This window comes from Microcoleus sp. B4-C2 (assembly GCF_036705265.1).
Classification (GTDB): Bacteria; Cyanobacteriota; Cyanobacteriia; order Cyanobacteriales; family Microcoleaceae; genus Microcoleus.
Genome location: NZ_JAUBUB010000011.1, coordinates 63,788 through 83,654, shown reverse-complemented (window position 1 = coordinate 83,654; position 19,867 = coordinate 63,788). Strand labels below are relative to the sequence as shown.

At 46.2% G+C, this 19,867-nt stretch carries 17 protein-coding genes and 1 pseudogene; 8 read left to right on the top strand and 10 right to left on the bottom strand.

Annotation, left to right across the window (positions count from 1 at the left end; translation table 11 throughout):
- Window positions 1-96: 96 nt before the first annotated feature.
- The 3 genes from QUB20_RS06510 to QUB20_RS06500 all read right to left on the bottom strand — a co-directional run bounded on the left by QUB20_RS06510 (window position 97) and on the right by QUB20_RS06500 (window position 2,189).
- Window positions 97-1,317 carry an adenylate/guanylate cyclase domain-containing protein gene (locus QUB20_RS06510; RefSeq protein WP_333244729.1) on the bottom strand — a complete coding sequence of 407 codons (1,221 nt, stop codon included), beginning with the start codon at window positions 1,315-1,317 and terminating at the stop codon, window positions 97-99.
- Between the two features lie 6 nt (window positions 1,318-1,323).
- Window positions 1,324-1,866 carry a peroxidase-related enzyme gene (locus QUB20_RS06505; RefSeq protein ID WP_333240093.1) on the bottom strand — a complete coding sequence of 181 codons (543 nt, stop codon included), beginning with the start codon at window positions 1,864-1,866 and terminating at the stop codon, window positions 1,324-1,326.
- A 77-nt stretch (window positions 1,867-1,943) separates the two neighbouring features.
- The gene (locus tag QUB20_RS06500; RefSeq protein ID WP_333291248.1) at window positions 1,944-2,189 is read right to left on the bottom strand and encodes a hypothetical protein; all 246 of its coding nucleotides are present in this window, start codon (window positions 2,187-2,189) and stop codon (window positions 1,944-1,946) included.
- Window positions 2,190-2,316: 127 nt separating this feature from the next.
- Between QUB20_RS06500 and QUB20_RS06495 the strand changes: the two genes are divergently transcribed.
- The gene (locus QUB20_RS06495; protein WP_333253641.1) at window positions 2,317-2,469 is read left to right on the top strand and encodes a hypothetical protein; all 153 of its coding nucleotides are present in this window, start codon (window positions 2,317-2,319) and stop codon (window positions 2,467-2,469) included.
- Window positions 2,470-2,576: 107 nt separating this feature from the next.
- On the top strand, window positions 2,577-3,881 hold the full coding sequence (locus tag QUB20_RS06490; RefSeq protein ID WP_333244732.1) for a valine--pyruvate transaminase: 1,305 nt from the start codon (window positions 2,577-2,579) through the stop codon (window positions 3,879-3,881).
- 243 nt (window positions 3,882-4,124) lie between these two features.
- On the opposite strand, the gene QUB20_RS06485 is transcribed toward QUB20_RS06490, so the two are convergent.
- The 5 genes and pseudogenes from QUB20_RS06485 to QUB20_RS06465 all read right to left on the bottom strand — a co-directional run bounded on the left by QUB20_RS06485 (window position 4,125) and on the right by QUB20_RS06465 (window position 11,773).
- Window positions 4,125-6,299, bottom strand: coding sequence for a caspase family protein (locus tag QUB20_RS06485; protein WP_333244735.1), 2,175 nt, complete (start codon window positions 6,297-6,299; stop codon window positions 4,125-4,127).
- A 207-nt stretch (window positions 6,300-6,506) separates the two neighbouring features.
- On the bottom strand, window positions 6,507-7,688 hold the full coding sequence (gene sat / locus QUB20_RS06480; protein WP_333244738.1) for a sulfate adenylyltransferase: 1,182 nt from the start codon (window positions 7,686-7,688) through the stop codon (window positions 6,507-6,509).
- Between the two features lie 510 nt (window positions 7,689-8,198).
- Window positions 8,199-9,259: pseudogene (locus QUB20_RS06475) on the bottom strand (DUF6745 domain-containing protein).
- Window positions 9,260-9,498: 239 nt separating this feature from the next.
- Window positions 9,499-10,098 carry a hypothetical protein gene (locus QUB20_RS06470; protein WP_333244744.1) on the bottom strand — a complete coding sequence of 200 codons (600 nt, stop codon included), beginning with the start codon at window positions 10,096-10,098 and terminating at the stop codon, window positions 9,499-9,501.
- A gap of 202 nt (window positions 10,099-10,300) precedes the next feature.
- On the bottom strand, window positions 10,301-11,773 hold the full coding sequence (locus QUB20_RS06465) for a site-2 protease family protein (protein ID WP_333244747.1): 1,473 nt from the start codon (window positions 11,771-11,773) through the stop codon (window positions 10,301-10,303).
- A gap of 33 nt (window positions 11,774-11,806) precedes the next feature.
- Between QUB20_RS06465 and QUB20_RS06460 the strand changes: the two genes are divergently transcribed.
- The 4 genes from QUB20_RS06460 to QUB20_RS06445 all read left to right on the top strand — a co-directional run bounded on the left by QUB20_RS06460 (window position 11,807) and on the right by QUB20_RS06445 (window position 16,950).
- Entirely contained in the window at window positions 11,807-12,481 is a 675-nt protein-coding gene (locus tag QUB20_RS06460; RefSeq protein ID WP_333053856.1) for an MBL fold metallo-hydrolase, read from the top strand.
- Between the two features lie 152 nt (window positions 12,482-12,633).
- On the top strand, window positions 12,634-13,194 hold the full coding sequence (locus QUB20_RS06455) for a sugar O-acetyltransferase (RefSeq protein ID WP_333244750.1): 561 nt from the start codon (window positions 12,634-12,636) through the stop codon (window positions 13,192-13,194).
- Between the two features lie 189 nt (window positions 13,195-13,383).
- Window positions 13,384-13,848: a hypothetical protein gene (locus QUB20_RS06450; protein ID WP_333053853.1), complete on the top strand. Its 465-nt coding sequence runs from the start codon at window positions 13,384-13,386 to the stop codon at window positions 13,846-13,848.
- Between the two features lie 837 nt (window positions 13,849-14,685).
- A complete protein-coding gene (locus tag QUB20_RS06445) occupies window positions 14,686-16,950 on the top strand; it encodes a cache domain-containing protein (protein ID WP_333244753.1) in 2,265 nt (754 codons plus the stop codon).
- Between the two features lie 406 nt (window positions 16,951-17,356).
- Here QUB20_RS06445 and QUB20_RS06440 read toward each other — a convergent pair whose 3' ends face one another.
- Window positions 17,357-17,956 carry a cytochrome b/b6 domain-containing protein gene (locus tag QUB20_RS06440; protein WP_333244756.1) on the bottom strand — a complete coding sequence of 200 codons (600 nt, stop codon included), beginning with the start codon at window positions 17,954-17,956 and terminating at the stop codon, window positions 17,357-17,359.
- 323 nt (window positions 17,957-18,279) lie between these two features.
- Between QUB20_RS06440 and QUB20_RS06435 the strand changes: the two genes are divergently transcribed.
- The gene (locus QUB20_RS06435) at window positions 18,280-18,864 is read left to right on the top strand and encodes a manganese efflux pump MntP family protein (RefSeq protein WP_333244759.1); all 585 of its coding nucleotides are present in this window, start codon (window positions 18,280-18,282) and stop codon (window positions 18,862-18,864) included.
- 120 nt (window positions 18,865-18,984) lie between these two features.
- Complete coding sequence (locus tag QUB20_RS06430; RefSeq protein ID WP_333244853.1) at window positions 18,985-19,539, top strand: glutathione S-transferase family protein; 555 nt, start codon at window positions 18,985-18,987, stop codon at window positions 19,537-19,539.
- 173 nt (window positions 19,540-19,712) lie between these two features.
- On the opposite strand, the gene QUB20_RS06425 is transcribed toward QUB20_RS06430, so the two are convergent.
- Complete coding sequence (locus QUB20_RS06425; RefSeq protein WP_006634808.1) at window positions 19,713-19,850, bottom strand: photosystem II reaction center protein K; 138 nt, start codon at window positions 19,848-19,850, stop codon at window positions 19,713-19,715.
- Window positions 19,851-19,867 lie beyond the last annotated feature (17 nt).

Sequence of the window (19,867 nt, the reverse complement as noted above, 5' to 3'; positions counted from 1 at the left end):
CCCGCCCGTCCAAAAAGGACGGGCGGGACGCCCATCCCACTTTCAAGAGTGGAAGTTATTTAATTCTCATTCCTTAGCAATTAGCCCGTCCCAAATTTATTTAAGATAGCGAACCAAATACATATCCAACTCCCCTTTATTTTTAGCATAAATTTTGCCTCGGTATTCGCATTCAAAAAAATCTCTAACTAATTCAAACGTGTCGTGAGAGATATTGATATTTCCAGGGACACCGGAAGATTCCATCCGAGATGCAGTATTAACTGTATCTCCCCAGACATCATAGGAAAACTTTTTCTTGCCAATTACCCCAGCCAGTATTGGGCCTGAATGAATGCCAATGCGGATATCCCAATAAGGGATATTTTCTTGAGCTTTCTGTATTTTTCGCAAATCCATGAACTGTCGAATTTCTATGGCAGCAAGTACAGCGTCAAAAGCGTGTGTTGCGCGAGGCGTAGGAATTCCGGCCGCACACATATAGCTGTCGCCAATAGTCTTCAGTTTTTCCATAGAGTATTTATCCATCACGCGATCGAAATAAGAAAAACAATAGTCTAGTTCGTCAACTAACTCTCGCGGCGTCATTTTTTCAGATAACTGAGTAAAGCCTTTAAAGTCAGTAAATAAAACCGATACGTTATCATAATAAAGTGGTTCCACTTTGCCGTTATTTTTGAGTTCCTCGGCAATTTCAACCGGGAGCACATTCAACAGTAGCCGATCGGATTTGTGCTTTTCGGCATCGAGTTCGGAATACAGCCTATTTATTTCTTTAAAACGTTCAGCATTGCGGATGGCTGAGGATAGTTGCAAAGCCAAAAGATAGCCAATTCGCAAGTCTTCTTGAGTGTAAGCTCGCGGCTTGGTTGTGGCAAAATTAATGGTTCCTAAAACCTTACCTTCGCTTTCCAAAGGAAGGATTATTTGCGAAGCGTAGGGGGATAAAATAGCAGTAGCCTCTGCTTCTTGAATTAATTGAGGTTGACGTGTGTTGAAGGCCTTGTGAATAGGGCCGCCCTCTGGGAGGGCTGCAATATCTACAGGAATATGTGGGCCAAATAAAGTCATGCAAGCATTAGTGCTGTGCAGGCAAACGCTACAGTGTTCAAAGTCGAGCAACCATTTGGCTTGCTTGCCTACTACCCGCAAAATCTGGCCCAGATCGAGGGTGCGGTTAATGGCAGTGGCAACTTCGTTGACGGCGGAAATGCGGATGGAAAGGGCTTGAGCTTCTGCTAACAAACGGCGGGCTGTCAACAGAAGTTCTTCTCGATCTTGATCTTCTAGCCGATCGCCCATAATAGGGGTATACAATATAGATTACAAAGCATCTATTTCGAGGGCTATTGCATCCGTATATCGGTTGACAAAGCTAAACAAGTCTGCTGTTGCAATAATCTCAAATATTTCAGAATCATCTAGCCCTAAATCCCGCAGGTTTTGGTAATCATTTTCTGTCACTTCCAGGGGTTTTGTAGCAGCGAGCAAGCCAAAGGTAATTACGGCTTTATCACGTTTTGGCAAAGGGCAATTGGCAAAGTCAGAAACTAGGGTTCGCAGTAGTTCTTCGCTCATCCCCAAGGCTGACAATCCGTGTAGGTGAACTTGGAGAGCGTACTCGCTATTATTTGATTGGGAAATAGCGACGCCGACCATTTCTTTAAGCGTGCGGGGTAAGTCTCCTTGCAGGATTGTTCCCCGGAATTTTTTCCAATTTGCTTCTAATATATCAGGGTTGATTGCCATTGACTTGAACAGGTTGGGGACGATGCCAAACCCCAAGTCTGTCAAGATTTCTTCGTACACTGCTTTGGCTTTAGGATCTGTAAGTTGCTCGTATTCTATAAGTGGAAAGTGTGTCATTGTTTTATTGAATTTTACGGCAATTAATTGGGTGAAAATTTACGTTTTTGTTATGTAATGCCACTCAAAGGTCGATCTTACGACAGATATTGGCTTGAGTCGGATTGATAATAAAATGCACCGCTGTCAAAAAACCGCGAATCATGAAAATGAGCTAGCAACAAATCGGATTTTTGAGGCTGGATTAAACCTGTAATTATAGCAGTAACCGGAGCCCATAAAATTCTGTTGCGATCGGGTTTTACGACTAATTTTAGATGTTTCCAATGGTTGTTGTCAAGGATCGGCAATTCATCGGGCGCGACGGCGTGAAATCTTACCACAACTCTTGAATTAGAGATGGCTGTTCGGTTCGCTAATTTTTAGGTAAAAAACACTGTTCGATCTCACATCTTGCACCATTGTCAAGAACAGGCTTTTCGGCCTGTTCCACAAAGAGTGAATTTTCTTGTGGAACAGGCCGAAAAGCCTGTTCCTAAAAAGCTTATTGAGAATGGTGCAACATCTCAGTTCGATCGAACTCCACAAATGGCCACAATCTTATACTCCGGCGGGCGCACAGGGGAAGAAATAAAACGCTGTGCATCGAGTTTATTGAATTAATCAGATGCTCGATCGACAACCCATGCCCCAGATCAGCTAGGCTAACGCCTGCGACTGGAGTTATCATGGGTAAACTGTAAACTTCTATCATTGTCGCTGCATTTGCTATGAACCCTGCCCTGACTCAATTTGGCGCTCAGATGTCCCACCTCACGGGAGTTCGGGCAATTATGAAAGATATTATTGAAACACTCCGAGCCGGCAGCGGGCAGGAGTTTATCAATTTGAGCGCCGGAAACCCGGTGATTTTGCCGGAAGTCGAGCAGTTGTGGCGCGACTGCACTGCGGAACTTTTGGCGAGCCCAGAATACGGCGAGGTGGTTTGTCGCTACGGTTCCAGTCAAGGTTATCAGCCGTTTATCAATGCGGTATTGGCGGATTTTAATCAGCGTTACGGACTGAATTTGACGGATCGCAATATCCTAATTACTCCCGGAAGTCAATCGATTTACTTCTACGCAGCCAACGCTTTCGGCGGCTACACCGCACCCCCCCCATCCCCCCCTTACCAAGGGGGGGCTAGGGGGGGTAGCCTTAAAAATATCGTGCTACCGCTGAGCCCAGACTACACCGGTTACGGCGGCGTGAGCTTGATTCCCGAAGCGGTAGTCGCCTGCAAACCTACCCTCGATATTGATGCGGCCGCCCACAGGTTCAAATATCGCCCGGATTTCAGCCAATTGTCGATCGACGAAACCACCGGTTGCGTCATTTTTTCCCGTCCCTGCAACCCCACCGGCAACGTTCTCAGCGACGACGAAGTGAAGAAAATTGCCGATTTAGCGGCCGCTTTTGACGCGCCGGTGTTCGTGGATTCCGCCTACGGCCCTCCGTTCCCGTCCTTGAATTTTACCGAAATGACGCCGATTTTTGGCGGCAATATCGTGCACTGTATGAGTTTGTCGAAAGCCGGATTGCCGGGTGAAAGAATCGGAATTGCGATCGGCGATGAAAAAATCATTCAAATATTAGAATGTTTTCAGACCAATATGTGCATTCATTCGCCAAGATACGGACAGGCGATCGCAACTCGTGCCATTGCTTCCGGCGCTCTTGCGGATATTTCCATCAACGTAATTCGCCCGTACTATCAAAGCAAATTTGCGATCGTAGAAAGCACTCTAGAACAAGCAATGCCGAAAGATTTGCCGTGGTTTTTGCACCGGGGCGAAGGAGCAATTTTCGCGTGGTTGTGGCTGAAAGATTTGCCAATGACTGATTGGGAACTGTATCAAGAGTTGAAAAAAGTCGGCGTAATTGTGGTGCCAGGAAGTTCTTTTTTCCCCGGTTTGCGGGAAGATTGGCAGCACAAACATGAGTGTATACGCATCAGTTTGACTGCAACAAATGATGAGATTGAAACTGCTATGAAACGCTTGGCTCAAATGGTAGAAAAGCTTTATCAGTCTTGATTTCTGATACCAAATCCGGCGAAATCCACCCCCTTTATGATGCGGCGGTTGAAACCGCTGTCGAGAGTCAAACAAAGTCCGAGTCCGATCGAGTGACCGCGATTAAAAGGGCGGGTTTTTGAGATTGTCAATTATTGACAGATATTTTTCGTGAACCCGCCTCTACCGTATTAGGGGTAATCGACCGGACATAATATCAAAAGCGATTTCAATCGCCGACTCTGATCGAGGAGTTTTTAACAATTAAACCACCCGATAAACATAACTCAGAGTTGCCCAAACATTCACATCCAAAGCCAAATCGTCCGTCGATATCCCCGCTTTCTGCACCCCCGGAATGCTAGCAGCGTGCAAATCTTCGATCACCGCCCGCGCCACATTTAAAGGATTCAACAGCACTCGAATTGGCAAGGAAGCCCTCGTTTGCTGGATCTCGGCTTCTATTGCAGCTAGAGTTTGATCGAAGCGACTCTCACTAAATATAATGAAAGTTTCCGCAAGTCCGATCGGCAAGGATACCGCCCATCCGCTCCCCCCAGCCGCCGGTACAATCAAATTCTCCCCCGGAGCGATCGGCCGCGACATCCCCCCCACACCGTCTTTGCCCTCATAGCCTAGCACTGACAGCCGTCCCGCGCTGCCCGAGTCAAACACCGCAAAGTAAACCGGGCGATCGCTGTCGTTATACAATCTGCACTGAATTCGGCTGCTGTTGCTCACACTTAATATATGAGCACTGGCGGATTTCTCACTTTCTCCGCTCAGCGGTTCCAGCCGATAATCACCGCCGGCCCGCACCGGCTCTCGCTGCGCCACAGCCCGCGCTTGCGGTGCGGTAGTTGCCAGAACCGCCCGCACCTTCAGGCGCGAAGACCCCTCATTGGCTGTCAGCCGCAGCAACTTCCCAGCGTGCAGCGCTTTCAACTGCGGAGTCAAGCGCTGCACCGCCACCTTAACTGCTTCTCCCCCGTCGCCCTCAGTATCGGGAATCAGCGTTTGAGCCAAAGAAAACAAACCGTAACGGCTGGGATACAAAGCAGGCTCGTGAGCCGAAGAAGTTTCGGCTAAAGTCGTTTCCGGGACTCTGCCGAACCGACAGTCAGCCAATTGCTCGCTGCCTACCGCCGAAACTTGCGGCACAGTCGCAAAAGCGCTGGTAGCGTCCACCCGCTCGATGCGTTCCAAACCCGAGTCCAAAGCTACTGTCAAACCGATGTTTCGCGGCAATACCCGAATTTCTTCCCTCACCAATTCGCCGACTGTTAATTGGCCGTCTGTTTGAGCAGACCCATCTAAAACTTGGGCTTTAGCAGAAAGGCCCGTGCGTCCCCGCAGCAAAAGCCTCGCGCCCTCGGAGGAATCCACAGCAAACACAGAACCCTCGGAGAACTCCAAAACCGAGGGCGACAACCCCCCCAGCCACAACTGCACAGTTTTGCCCCCCTCTTCCACCGCCGTCACAGCGCCGTCAGATGCAGGGGAATTCAACATTAAATTTGAAAAATTCACCGCCGGCGCGATTGTTAAATCGTGATTGAGAATTTGCGGTTGCTGCGATAACCCCGCCAGCTTGCTGTAAACATTGCCCGCAGCACGACTGAAACTGACGCTGAAGCTGCTAGCGGGAGTTGCCCACCACAAAGTTTGGGTGAGGGCGTAGGTAAACAAACCTGCGGTAAATCCGTCCCACTCTTGTTCGGCGGCGAGTTGGGAATCCGCACCTGCGGCAAGTACGGCGGCTGCAGGACGGAGATTTTTGCGGGTTCGGAGGCCTTGGGCAAACGTTAATTCTGCAAGGCGAGGCTCGCCGATGGTGGGGCGGGGGCGGGAGCGAATGCGAAAATTGCCGTTGGTGGGGAAACCCCGATAGTGGTAGCTGGTGTCGAGGATGGCGATCGCATTTTCTGTCGCGAGCGATCGCATCAACAGCAACAGCGTTTCCTCTAAAATATCGTTCACCGCCCGGTTGGCTAACAACGGCAAAACATCATCCGCCGGCACCAAACTGTTTTGGATTTTTCCGGGAGACTCGCCCAAACTGACTCGGCTACCGCAGCCACTAAAGTGAAAAACTACCACGTCACCGGGTTTTGCTTGTTGAGTCAAGTGAGTCACAAAAGCCGTCTCGATATTCTCCCTCGTAGCTTGAGCGTCAGTCAAAGTCAAAATGTCCGACGGCACAAACCCAAACCGATATATCAGCAGTTCCCGCTGCATTTCCACATCCGTGACGCAGCCGTGCAGGGGCGAGTCTGGATATTTGTCAACGCCCACCAACAAAGCCAATTTCCTGGCTGTCGGTTGCGCTAAGGCTTGGAGGTAGCCATCGCCCAACTGCAGCCACAGGGCCTCGCTGATTCCGATGGCGGCCAGCACCCGGCCAGCTTGCTGCAAAAATTCCCGCCGCTTGAGTCCCATTTTTAAATAGCTTTGAATTTTAAGTTGTGACTTTTTAGTTAAATTCCCCGCAATAATTTTAGGGAATTTAATTAAGTTGTGAGTGTTTAGTATTAAGATAAGTTTTAAGTTTTAAGTTTTGAGCTTTAAGTTTAAAATTATAAAATTTTAACTCAAAACTCAAAATTCAAAACTCTTCAGAATGTCGCCCCCACCAAAGTTCAAGATTTAAATCTCGTAACTAAAAATATTCATTGCCTTGGCTAATTCAGCAGCGACTTCCGGCCGGGAAAACTGGGGCGGCGGCAATTTTCCAGCGCGCAGCATTTCCCGCACTTTGGTTCCCGACAAATGCACCCGTTGTTCGGGAGTGCTGGGGCTTGTTTTAGTTGTAGCCATTTGTTCCGTCAGTGTGCAATAGAAAGCGTGCTCGAATTTCATCGGCACAATTCCCAATTCTCCCGGCTCAAATTCGTCAAAAATATATTGGGCATCATAAGTCCCGTAATAATCGCCAACTCCAGCGTGATCGCGCCCCACAATAAAGTGAGTGCAGCCGTAGTTTTTGCGAATTAAAGCATGAAAAATTGCTTCTCGCGGCCCGGCGTAGCGCATCGCCGCCGGATTAATTGCCAAAATTACGCGATCTTTTGGATAGTATTTTTCTAGCAGAATTTCGTAGCAGCGCATCCGCACATCAGCCGGGATGTCGTCTTCTTTTGTCGTCCCGACTAGCGGGTGCAAGAACAAGCCGTCTACTGTTTCTAAGGCGCATTTTTGAATGTATTCGTGGGCCCGGTGGATGGGGTTTCGGGTTTGGAAACCGACTATGGTTTTCCATCCTTTTTCTGTGAACAGCATTCTCGATTTCGCCGGGTCAATTTGGTATTGGGGAAACCGGGCGTCTAGTTCGCGTTCCAGCAGCCAAATGTCGCCTGCGAGGTTAACGGGCCCGGATTGGTCTACTACTTGGACACCTGGGTGTTTGATGTCGTCGGTGCGGTAGACGTTGATGGCTTCTTCTTCTTTACTGTAGTGATATTTTTCTGCAAGTTCCAAGATGCCGACAAACTCGCCCGCCTGGGTGTCGAGGCGCACTAAAGTTCCTGCTTTCAGGGGGGCGGCGACTTCTTCTGTTACCGAGAGGGTGATGGGAACCGACCACGGAAGGCCGTTGGAGAGGCGCATTTGTTTAACGACCGATCGATAATCAGCTTCGTTCATGAACCCTTTGAGGGGACTCAGGGCGCCGATGGCGATCATTTGCAGGTCGGAGATCGATCGATCTGAAAGCTGAACTCGCGGCAGGGACTCTGCTTTGTCGAAAAATTCTTGTCTTTGGTCTAGTGTGGCAATGCGGTTGACCAGGATGCCGCCGTGAGGGGCAATGCGGTCTGAATGCTGGCTCATCAGAAAAATGGGTAGAAACCCCGTGCTTTTAGCACGGCTTTACATTAATTTAAATCCCCTCGCGGGGTGGAGGGGTATCGTTGCCCCTCCGATGAGGTATGGTTGCCTCAAACTCCCATTTCTGGGGTAAAGTTAGCTTCGCCAAGGTTTTCTGAGCTTGTTAGGCTAGCAGCACTACTTCAGTGACCTTAAAGTTGTTTAACTACTAGCGACAGAGCAGGGGACTAGCTTCGCATCCGCCCGGTGTCGTGACTCAAAAAACGTAGTCAGTTAAGACTTAGGCTGGTCAGGATGGCTTGTTAGATTTCTCTTTCAAGCCTCATGCCTTGATAGCTGAGGTTCCTGACGTCGATTTGAAGTTGTGGGTTTTAGCTGCCAGAGTACATAGTATCAAGCGGTGGCTGCAATTCTACATTTTTTAATTGTTCTGGACTGATGCAGAATGCTGCTTTGGGGGCGCTGTAATTCTTTAACTGTCAACTCGCGCCCTCAAAACTCTCAACTTTCCCCTCAAGTCTGGACTTGAAATTCTTCGGGTTCTATTCCCCAATTTACCCAGCTAATCGCTTCTTTAGCCGATCGCACTTTTGGCGGCACTCGCAAAGCGTGAAGGTGTCCCGTACTCGGACAAGTCATCTTTAACAAATAAATTGGCTCTATGTCAATATTATTCTCAATTTTCAACAAAGTATATTCTTGCCAAGTATCCAATTCAGTTGCTTGCAATTCTTGACAAATTTTCGGATAGCCGATCGCCTGAATCAAAACTCGCCGCACTTCGGCATTCTGTTCTGTTAATAGCCATGAAGCTTGCCAAGATTGGGGCGGAACTTGACCGATTGTTTCCGGCAGTCGGACGCCACGATAAGAGTATACACTGAACTTGTCAGCAAATTCAACCGCTGGTTGACATAAAGCATGGAGCAAATATTCGCTATCAAAATGAAGTTGGATCGGGCGATCGCACACAAAGCACATTTTCTCAAACGGGTAAATCCAGCCGCAGTTTTCCACTAAAGATTTAAAGGCTGAGTATAAAGGGCGATCGAACTCCAAATTTAACACTGAAATGCAAAAATCAACCCAACTGCCGTTAAAAGCGGACAATTCTGAAACTATGCAGTTATTGTTGTAAAATTGGCGGTTCAGGATGCTGTCCCAATCGCTACTATCTAATTCGCCGATAAATCTGTTTAGAAGTTCATCTTTAATTTGACTGTGCAATTGATATATCGGGTCGTACAGCCGGTTGTAAAGTTTGCTGTAAAGTTGGTTTTGCAGTTCGCTGCCGAGTTGATACCTCAATTGATTGTACAATTCAATGTGAATTTTCTCGCGAATTTCCCTGCCCAACTCGCTGCCCAAATCGCCTTCTATTAGCGGTTTAAAAGCTTGCAAAGCAGCGTCAGGGCTGTCACAGAAAATAATTTCCGGTTCAAGATAGCGGATGATGTTGTAGGCGGTGTTGATTGCCGCTGTCGCTTGGGGCGATCGATCGGTGCGATCGAAAGTCCAATTGCTCGCCACTGCTCGCGATAAATCGGAATTAGCGCTGTTTTTTCTGGAGTCATTGCGATTATTGGTACAGCTATATTAAATGAATTCCGGTTGTATTGGAATGATTAAACCGCAGAGGGCGCAGAGAATACAGAGAAACGGAAGAGACAGATGAATCATTCCGATGCCAACGGATTTGATATTATTTGATTTTCGGTAATTTTTTTCGCTCTTGCCTCTGGTAAAAAAAGATTATTAAGTTGGTAATAACCAGGGATTTTTCCTATAAACCTATTTTATTATAGTCGTCAACTTATTGGTATAAATTAACAAGTGTTTGCAAAACACCTAAAATCATAGGAACATTATCTAGACAATAAACATCAACATCAATAATTAAATTCTTTCCTTCTAATTTAAGAAACCGCCAGACAACGCCAGTAGTTACGCAGCCATATATTGCAGGTATGGAATTGTGTTCGCGTTCGTTAAATAGCTGAGCAGCTACCATTTGTGCTGCACACTGTGGCAGACAAGATTCTATTTCTCCGCCTTTGGTTTCTCTCAATACAAAAACCGGAACTTTTATTTCAAAATCAAACGGCACGGAAGACAATAGAAAGTCGCATTCCCCATTCAATCCCAGCTCAGCATCTACATCAAATGACCAACCAGAAAAAATAGAAAATTGTCGGTTATTCCTTTCTCTAAATTCTAACAGAATAGGAGAAATAATCCGTTCTGAACGTTCTTTTACAGTTGTAACAGCAGTGTTAGAACTAATTTCGATTGCTCTCCAAAGCCATTCGGAGGGTTCTACTGGAACCACCTTGGCACTCAAAAGAGGACTGAGTGATAGCTCCAATCCAAATCGCTCTTCTAATTGTTGGAAAGTAAAGGATTTGTAAGACATATTTCTCTAATCAGTCGGTGAAAATAAAGATTACTTCGAGATAGAAAGCGAGTGGATAAATTCTAAACTCGCTTGTATAGCAACCCTTGCAGGATTTTGTCAACCTCTCTTTTCTTCCTTCCTCTCTATTACCTCGAACTTCGACATCGATCCGTTAGTTAAATCCGTCGAGCGAATCCGTTGCCGAACTTCCCTCTTCCTGCTAAACATTTAACCACTCAAGGAGTACCCTGGGCGCCGGCAACAAAATCATTAACAAAAGCCCGATCGCCATTAGCCCCAAAAAATCCCGCCGATCGTCCAATTCACTGACATCATTCAACGCCGGTTCGTCGTTTAGCGGCGTGAAAAACAAAATAATCGCCCACAGCAGCAAACCCTGTTCCAAAAAAGAAAGCAGCAGCATACAAAGTCTAGCAACTTGCCCGATCGCCATACTCGCTCGCTGGCCGAACATCGCGTGTACAATGTGCCCGCCGTCGAGTTGTCCCACCGGCATCAAATTAAACGCCGTCACGATCAAACCCAAATAACCCGCCACCGCTACCGGATGCAAATCGATCGCAGTTTCCGCATTGAAAGCACCACCCAAGGTTAACTTGCTCAACAAAGTCATCAGCAGCGAAAAACTGGGTTTAAAAGAGTCAAAATTTAACATTCCCGACTTTTCAGACAGCGGTACAATAGTCGAATGATTCAAACCCCAAATCAATAATGGCACTGCCGCAACTAAACCGGCAAGGGGCCCGGCAATACTAACATCAAATAAAGCTCGGCGGTTGGGAATGGGACTCCGTATTTGAATGAAGGCACCAAAAGTTCCCAAGAAAAAAGGAATCGGAATAAAATAAGGCAAAGTCGTGCGAATTTGGTAAAATCTGGCCGCTAAATAGTGGCCGGATTCGTGAATTCCCAAAAATGTAATTAGAGCCAGCGAGTAAGCCAAACCCTGCAGCAACATTGATGGGTTAGACTGCAAAGCTTGTTCACTAACTCCGGCAAGTCGCGTCCCGACAAGTGTAGTCGTAAACACCGTGATCAGCAGCAAAGCTAATGCAAAAAATGGCCTGGTTACAGATTCGGTTTTGACAGGAGTTTCGCCTGATTGGTGGCTGGGATTGGGAACTATAGCAAAAAAAGGTTGACCGCTCAAGCTGTTTTGAAATACTACTAAAAAGCGATCGCCAAACAGCCTCTCCACATTCTCCCGAATTGCCTCATAAGCCGCCTCCGGGTTCGTCCGCAACTGTCCGCGACAAATTACAGCCTGGGGCCGAAATTCCAAATCTCGCAAAAAGTAAATTGACCAAGGAAAACAATCGCGCAAACTCGCTTCTTCTGCTGCATTGATCGGCCGCACGGGCGGTTTTGGCTTTGCAGGTTCAGTCTCCGAGTCTGCTACCTGCTGTGCAGTTTCGGCGGTAATTTTCTTGCGCCCCAACTGTACCAAAAACCAATACAAAAAAGGGCAAACCAGAAAAGGTATAATTACCAACTCCGGCGGTACAGTTTTGCTCGTGCCGTAAACTAACATCCAACCACCCCAAATCAGCGCGGGCGCCATCATTACCAGCCACAGCAGCCATATCGGAGTCTTGGTGATGCGGCTGGTGCCGTTTTGCAACAAGTAGTACGATATCAGCCCCAATACGAACAACCATAGTAAAAAGAACATAATATTTATCCCATTCCCTTCTGAAATACTTCCTTGAAACAACAGAGTTCAGTCTCCAAACAACCCAGGCCCGTGCTCGACAATATCCTGGCTTTCCCCCCTAACCGGGATACCCTGGGTGCAACAGCCTATTTCATTGTAGAAAACCAAACTAACATCCTGGTGGATTGTCCCGCTTGGGATGAGATTAACCAAACATTTTTGCGGGAACACGGCGGCGTGCGACTGCTGTTTCTCACCCACCGTGGCGCTATCGCCAAGGCGCGGGAGATTCAGGAAGCCACGGGGTGCGAGATCCTGATTCAAGAGCAGGAAGCTTATTTACTGCCGGGTTTGAAGGTGACGGTTTTTGAGCGAGAATTTGTTGTGAGCGATCGAATCAAAGCATTTTGGACTCCTGGCCATTCTCCTGGTTCCTCTTGCCTTTATCATAGTGGCAGCGGTGGAGTGCTGTTTTCGGGTAGGCACTTGCTCCCCAACCGAGAAGCCGCCCCAGTACCGCTGTTGACGGCAAAAACTTTTCACTGGCCTAGGCAAATTAACAGCGTGAAGTCAATTATCGATCGATTTTCGCCGGAAACTTTACAATATATTTGCCCCGGTGCAAATACTGGTTTTTTGCGGGGAAAAGGATCGATCGATCGAGCTTTTGAGAAATTAGCCAATCTGGATTTAGCTGTTTGTTTGCAGTCAAAACCTGAACCCTAAATGTATGCTACAACATCCAAAAATGAGCTGACGCGCTAATTATAGCGGTAAGGTGCGCCTAGCGCACCCTACATTATTCTTCAGTCTCTTAGAGAGGAAGTTCGTTGGTGAAGTAGCGGTTTCAACCGCCGATTCTTACCGTGGAAAAAACTGTGGAAAAAACCGAAAAACAAAAAATGCTCGCCGGCGAATTGTATTTAGCTGCTGATGAGCAATTAATTTTAGAGCGCCAGCGAGCCCGCCGCCTCGCCAGAACCTACAATTCTACCCGTGAAGACGAACCAGAGAAACGGTTAGAAATTCTCGCAGAATGGTTCGGTGCAGTTGGCCCAAAAGTTGAAATCGAGCCACCTTTCTACTGTGACTACGGCAGCAATATTTATGCTGGAAACGGATTGTACATGAATTTTGGTTGCGTGATTCTCGACTGCAATCGAGTTAACATTGGCGAAAATTTACTGTGTGGGCCCAACGTACAAATTTACACCGCTCTTCACCCCACAGACCCGAAAATTAGACTTTCTGGCCGAGAACTCGCCGCTGAAATTAATATTGGCAATAATGTTTGGATTGGTGGCGGCAGTATTATTTGTCCTGGAGTCACTATTGGCGACAATAGCACGATCGGCGCAGGCAGTGTTGTTGTCAAAGATATTCCCGCAAACGTCGTGGCGGCGGGGAATCCTTGCCGAATCATCCGGCATCTACCTTGATGTGGTACGATCGACACAATCGTGCGATCGGCTCCTTGGAGCTTAACCAAAAAATTTTAGCTATTAGAACAGCCGGTTTGAGATTTTTAACGTAAAATCCCCGAAAAAAATCGTGGAATAAATCTCAAATCTCAAATCTAAAATCGCTTAATTTCTCGTTCCCGGTTTCCACACTACCAAGCTTTTCTTATGACGACTGCAACAGTTTATCCCAACGCTCCCGATCTCTGCACCGACGACTACATAGCAGTCGGTGTAGCTACCTGCTTCATCAAAGAAGAAGGCGAAGTTTTTGAAGTGCAAGTAATAGAAGCTATTCCCTCAGCAGCTTTAGAAGCAATTTTGAAGGGAATTCCCACATCCTATTTAATGATTTGCGGGACGACTTTGGGAGCAGTGCTCGACGGCGAAACACCCAAAATGTTGCCAGAATTCCCGACATCATCTCAGTTTAGTGAAGAATTTGGCTTTCGGGCGATCGCCGCTGCCCGCACTTACAAAATCCGCCCCCAAGCTCAACTTCACATTCCCTTGGGAACAGTTCGCAACGACTTTACTTATTCCTTAGAACGCAAAAGGGTGCTCAACTCGGAGCGCGTCATTCGCACTGAAGATAATGTGAAACAGCACGAACACACTCACAAGGTTCTTTAAACAAATCCCGCAACTGGGGCAATTTAACAGTGCCTCAGCCAGCGGATGCACCGCAAAAAGTTTTGATTTTTGAGATGTAAATAAAATATTTAACAAGTTTTTCCTTCATTAATAATGAACGAAAAATTTTCAATATTTCGTTATCAAGCAATACTGCTGACAGTTTTTGATGACAACCGTAGAATAAGGGTTTTAAGGCGATTCAGCAATCGAACTATCAACTGAAAATCTAGGGTTTCAGACTACGAAGTAAAAACAGTCAGGACTTTTGATTAAGACACACACCAAGCATCTCAACCTAAAAAGTCTACTTCTCACATCACCTAAATAACATCAATTATTAACGCCTGTCAAAAAGAATTAAGTAGTTGATAATTTTTTTTAATTTGTCAAAAAAGTGGTATAATATTATTCCTGTTTAACAAAGTGATATCAAATCGAGTAGCATCAGAATTAATATTACCCACCGCTTTCGACACGGCAGTGCCGTGTCCTTACAATTAATCTGGGTAGGAAAACGGCACGGCCGTGTCCTTTATATCATAAGGAGTGTAACCGCAAACGATAGGAGCCGCTCGGCGGGAAAAATTAAAAAATCCCCGCAATTATTGAATGCTAGTAGTTTAAGACTACTGGCAGGCGGGCGAGTATATCGTAGGTGAGCTAAAGATTTCAATCTCACAAATTGGTCAAACCATGCGAAGCTTTGCGAGAGTAAAGTGGTGGAAATTAACTAGACTATTGCCAGCGGGATTAAAGGGCGAATACCTTATTGGGTACCAAACTGCGCTCTTAATTTTGGGCGTAACAATTCTGGCAGCTAGCATCACTGGTTGTATGAGCTATCAAAGCGTTCGTCGCTTGATTATCACAAATTTAGAGCGAAATGCTTTGTTAGAAGTTAGGGAGCGGGCCAACAAGATCGATCGCTGGCTCGGCACTAGAAAGGCTGAGATCGAAGTCCTCGCCAATACTGCTCCCGTTCGTTCGATGAATTGGTCAGTGGCAGAGCCTTATTTAAAATCGGAAGTAAATCGACTACAAAAATTCCAATACTTCACATTAATTGATCCTGACGGTTCTTATTTCACCACAAAAGTCGGCAGAGCGTTGATTAATGTCAGCGACCGCGCACACTTCAAAAAGGCAATGGCTGGGGAAGTCTATGTTTCCGATCCTACCATTTCTCGCACGCTCAAAGGACAAAGTATTGTTCCCATTTCGGCTCCGGTGTGGTCAAATTCGGCAAATAATCTTGAGAAAACAGCACAAAAGCCGATCGGCGTAATGAACGGCGTCATTAGCATGGATCGAATTGCCCAAGTAGTAAGAAAGCTGGAATATGGCCCCGGAACTTACGCTTTTGTTCTCAATTCTCAAGGAGTGCCGATTGTGCATCCCGACGCTCGATTAATCGGAAATATCGACAATTCGGCTCCCAGTCTTTTAGAGTCTGCAGATGCTAATTTGGCAAATGTAGCGCGGGAGATGGTTTATCAAAAAACTGGCATTGTGCTGACTCAAATCAACGACGCCAGAGTTTATGTTGCCTATCTTCCTTTAGAACAAGCTGAATGGTCGATCGCCCTCGTAATTCCCCGCGACAATCTCGAAAAAGAACTCCTTCCTTTCAAGATACTAGCAGTAGCCGCCGGCGTACTTGCTGCAGCAGCTATTTTCTGTGCAATTGTGGCGCTCAAGCTGTTTGCCCTAAATGGCATTCGCAGTCGCACAGAAGCCCTTCTCCACCGCTTGACTGGCCGCATTCGCGCTTGCTTGGAGCTCGATCGCATCCTCCAAACTACAGTAGACGAACTCGGTACTTTACTGAAGCTCGATCGAGCAATTTTCGCATGGTACGATCCCCGACAAGATACTTTAGAATTTGGCTGGGAATATTGCCGGGAAGGTTTGCCGGGGCGCTTGGGAATCTTTGGTGTTGCAGGAGGGCCCTCTGGAGATTTAGCTGCACGGCTTCACCGCTGCGAAACGATACTGCTACATAAAACCGCCGCCCCTGATGCCACAGCGTCTGAGGAACACGCCCATATCGAACTTACAAATAGTCACTACGCAGCAGTACCCGTACTAACCAAGAATCATCGGCTTGGATATCTGTTCGCCTGTGCAAACCGCCGATTTGCGAGTCCCGACGAGGTGCAAGTTTTGGAAGCAATTGCCGACTCGCTGGCGATCGCAATTTCCCAATCCCAACTCCACGGGCAAATTCAAGAAGAACTCAAACTTTTGGAAGAAGTATTAGCCAAACTCAGAATCACCGAAGATCATTTAGTACAAAGCGAAAAAATTACAATGGTGGGTCAACTAGCCGCCGAAGTTGCCCAGGAAATCAATAACCCGATTAACTTTATTTACGGTCGCCTGATACACCTCAACGATTATATCAAAGATTTGCTTAGTATAATTCGCCTCTATCGCGAACAATATCCCGAACCTGTGCCGCGAATTGCCAAAAAAATAGAGCGTTGCGACCTAGATTTTATCAGCAAAGAGTTGCCACAAATCCTCAATTTTTTGAAAATAGGAGCCGATGGCATTCGCCAGATAGTCCTAGCTTTGCGAAAATTTTCACTTCCTGACGAAGCCAACAAAGAACACGCCAACGTTAATGAGAGCATCGACAATCTTTTGCTGTTGCTGGCTCACAGACTGGAGCAAAAAATATTAGTAGTCAAGGAGTACAACAACCTGCCGCCAATTTTGTGTTATCCAGGTCAACTGAGCCAGGTATTCGCGAGTCTCATCATCAATGCTATAGATGCAGTTAAAAGTATTGAAAAATCGGCTCAAATTATTACTATCAAAACCGATATTTTCGAGGATGATACAGGTAGGTTTATTGTTGTATCTATCGCCCACAATGGTTCAACAATTCCGCCGGAAATTCAACAAATAATATTTGAGGAGTTTGGCCCTACTAAATCCTTTAAAAAATTTACAGGATTGGATCTGTCGGTGTGCTATAAAATTATTGTAGAATTGCACGGTGGCAGGCTGAAAGTTGAATCTCCGGTTCAACCTCAAATTAAATCTCAAACTGGGGGCGGTGCTGAGTTTATGGTAAAATTGCCGATCGTTTGATATCGCATTTTGCCGCCAGGAAAACCAGTCGCAAATCTTGCTAGTAAGCGGCGCGAAAAGCTTAATTTGGCTTCCTAGGATCGTCAATTAAATAATTTCCCTTTTTTCTTGTAGGATGGGCGTCCCGCCCGCCCAGAAAGGACGGGCGGGACGCCCATCCCACAACATTCATGAAAAGTGGATTTTATTTAATTCTCATCCCATAGTCAAGACTTTAGTCGTCATAAAACGGAGGGCTGAAGTCCTCAGTATAGAGCTAACGATCATTTGTTAAGAAAAATTGATAGCATAGGATTAGGGAAATAATAAAGGTGCAACCACAGCAAACAACCAGCCTCCCATTACCAAGACTTCCGCAACAATTAATAAATTATTTCTGTTCATTTTCACATTAAGCATTTTCACATTAAGAGCGATCGACAAAAGAGCGAATTTTCTTCCACCAAGCAGCCGGCGAATCTTCCGGGCGATAGGCGGCCTCAAACATCGACAAAATTAGCGGCAAACCCCCCACCTTCGCACTCATCAACAAGTGCATTGCCAGACAAAATACCAATACCACCCAACCACAAGCGTGTAAATAATACCAAACCTGCGTCAATTCCCCAGCCGGCAGCCATTCTTCCTTAACCATACTGCCAGAAGCGATTGAAAAAGTCAGTGCTAGCAACATCAACGTATTCACAATCCGGTGCAAACTGTACCACCAAATCGGTTTTCCCAACTGCGTTAGTTTCCCAAAAGAATCCGGCTGCACCAAGCGTTTTTGGCCTGCGTGGAAACTGTACAATGCAAAAGCCGGCATTATTCCTAACAGCAACATCTTGCCAAAAGTGCCGTGAATCCCGATAATATCTGCAATTTGAGGCACGGGGACTTTGCCAAACCGCCCATCGTAGGTGTTGTAAACCAGAAATGCGCTCAAAATTGCTAAAAGGGCGATCGCAGCGTTAACCCCGTGCAGTAACCTGAGCAGCAATGGCTGGTAGGGTCTAGATTGCGGCATAGTCAATTCTGCTACTTGATAAATAATCTTTTACAGAATATAGCTAAGCGCTGATTTTTTCAACCCTCGCCAATTGTGAAATAAATGTGAGTCAAAAATGAATAGATTATGATAAAAACGCAATTATATCAAAACTTAGTGTAAACTAAAACAGTCAAGAGGAATACTTTACTTAGGAATGAGAATTAAATAACTTCCACAAGTTTGTGGGATGGGCGTCGGGCCCATGCAAAAAGGACGGGCGGGACGCCCATCCCACAATAACAATTAAAATTGTAAGTTATTTAATTCGCGCTCCTTATAACACCTAACATTTTACAAAAATGGATGCAGCCACTACCGTTTTACTTTCCTTGGGACTAGCAGCAGATGCTTTTGCTGTCGCTGTTTCGAGCGGTTTAGCAATCAAACACATGAAGGTCAATAAAGCTTTAAAAATTGCCTTATTCTTCGGATTTTTTCAAGCTCTAATGCCCGTAATAGGATGGTTAATCGGTCTTGGTTTTAGTTTTTTGATAACACCGATCGACCATTGGATAGCTTTTGGGCTTTTGAGTTTCATTGGCGGGAGAATGATTTACGAATCGCTGCAAAGCAGCGAAGAATGCGAGAAAAAGTTCAATCCCTTAGATACGGGGACTTTGATAACACTGTCGGTGGCGACGAGTATCGATGCCCTCGCAGTTGGCCTCGGATTTGCTGTGCTAAAAACTTCGATCGGCCCTGTCGTTAGTGCGATCGGATTTATTACTTTCTTTTTAGCCTTTGCAGGCGTGTTTATCGGTCACAAATGCGGCAACTTATTTGCAAATAAAATTGAGATAGTGGGCGGAGCAATTTTGATTTTCATTGGCAGCAGAATCTTGTTTATGCACTTGACAGAAGTGCCATTAGTTATCGGCAATTAGTCATTAGTCAGTAGTTATTAGTCGAAGAGTGACATCAAAGTCTCTGCGGGCTGCAATTTCCAATTCCCAATTCCCAAAAAATGCTATAACAGCAATATTGTGTTAAAGGATAAAAATTTCGTGCTGAAACTTTACGGCGGAGCCCGCAGCCGGGCCTCAATTGTCAAGTGGTATCTAGAAGAAATAGGAATTCCTTACGAATTCGTCATGCTGGATATGCAAGCAGGGGAACACTTGCAGCCAGAGTTTCTCGAAATTAACCCGATCGGCAAAGTACCAGCGATCGCCGACGGAGATTTTAAACTTTGGGAATCCGGCGCAATTCTGCTGTATTTAGCTCAAAAATATGGTAAGATGCCAGACAATTTGGAGCAGCAAGCTCAAATCGTGCAGTGGGTAACGTTTGCTAACGCCACCCTGGGGCCGGGAATATTTACAGAAGCAACTCGCGATCGCGAAACTCCCAAGTTGTTAAAACCGTTAAATGAAATCTTCGAGAAACAGCCATTTTTAATGGGTGATGAATTCGGCGTAGCCGACGCAGCAGTCGGCTCAATGTTGGCCTACATTCCGATGATGCTAAAACTAGACCTCAGTGCTTATCCGGCCGTTGTAGATTACATCAAGCGGATCTCAGAAAGACCGGCATTCAAAAGTGCGATCGGCGGTAGCTGAAGGAAGGCACTACACGGATTAATTATTCATCTCTCTCTTCTCTTCCTCTGCGGTCTCTGCGGTCTCTGCGGTTAAATCATTCCGAAACAACCGTAAACGAGATCAGCCCAAAAACTCAACACGTAAAATCAGGGGCAATTCCAGAATTGCCCCTGCTTTTATTAAAATCAAACTTATCTAAATCCGACAGCCGCCTGCCAAACAAAAGCCAGCAGCAAGAAAAATACGGGAATGACCGGCAAAACATTAACCAAAGGCTCAAAAATCGAATAAGCTTCGGGCAGTTTTGCTAAGAGTAATGCAGCTTCCATGAATCAACCTACCTATC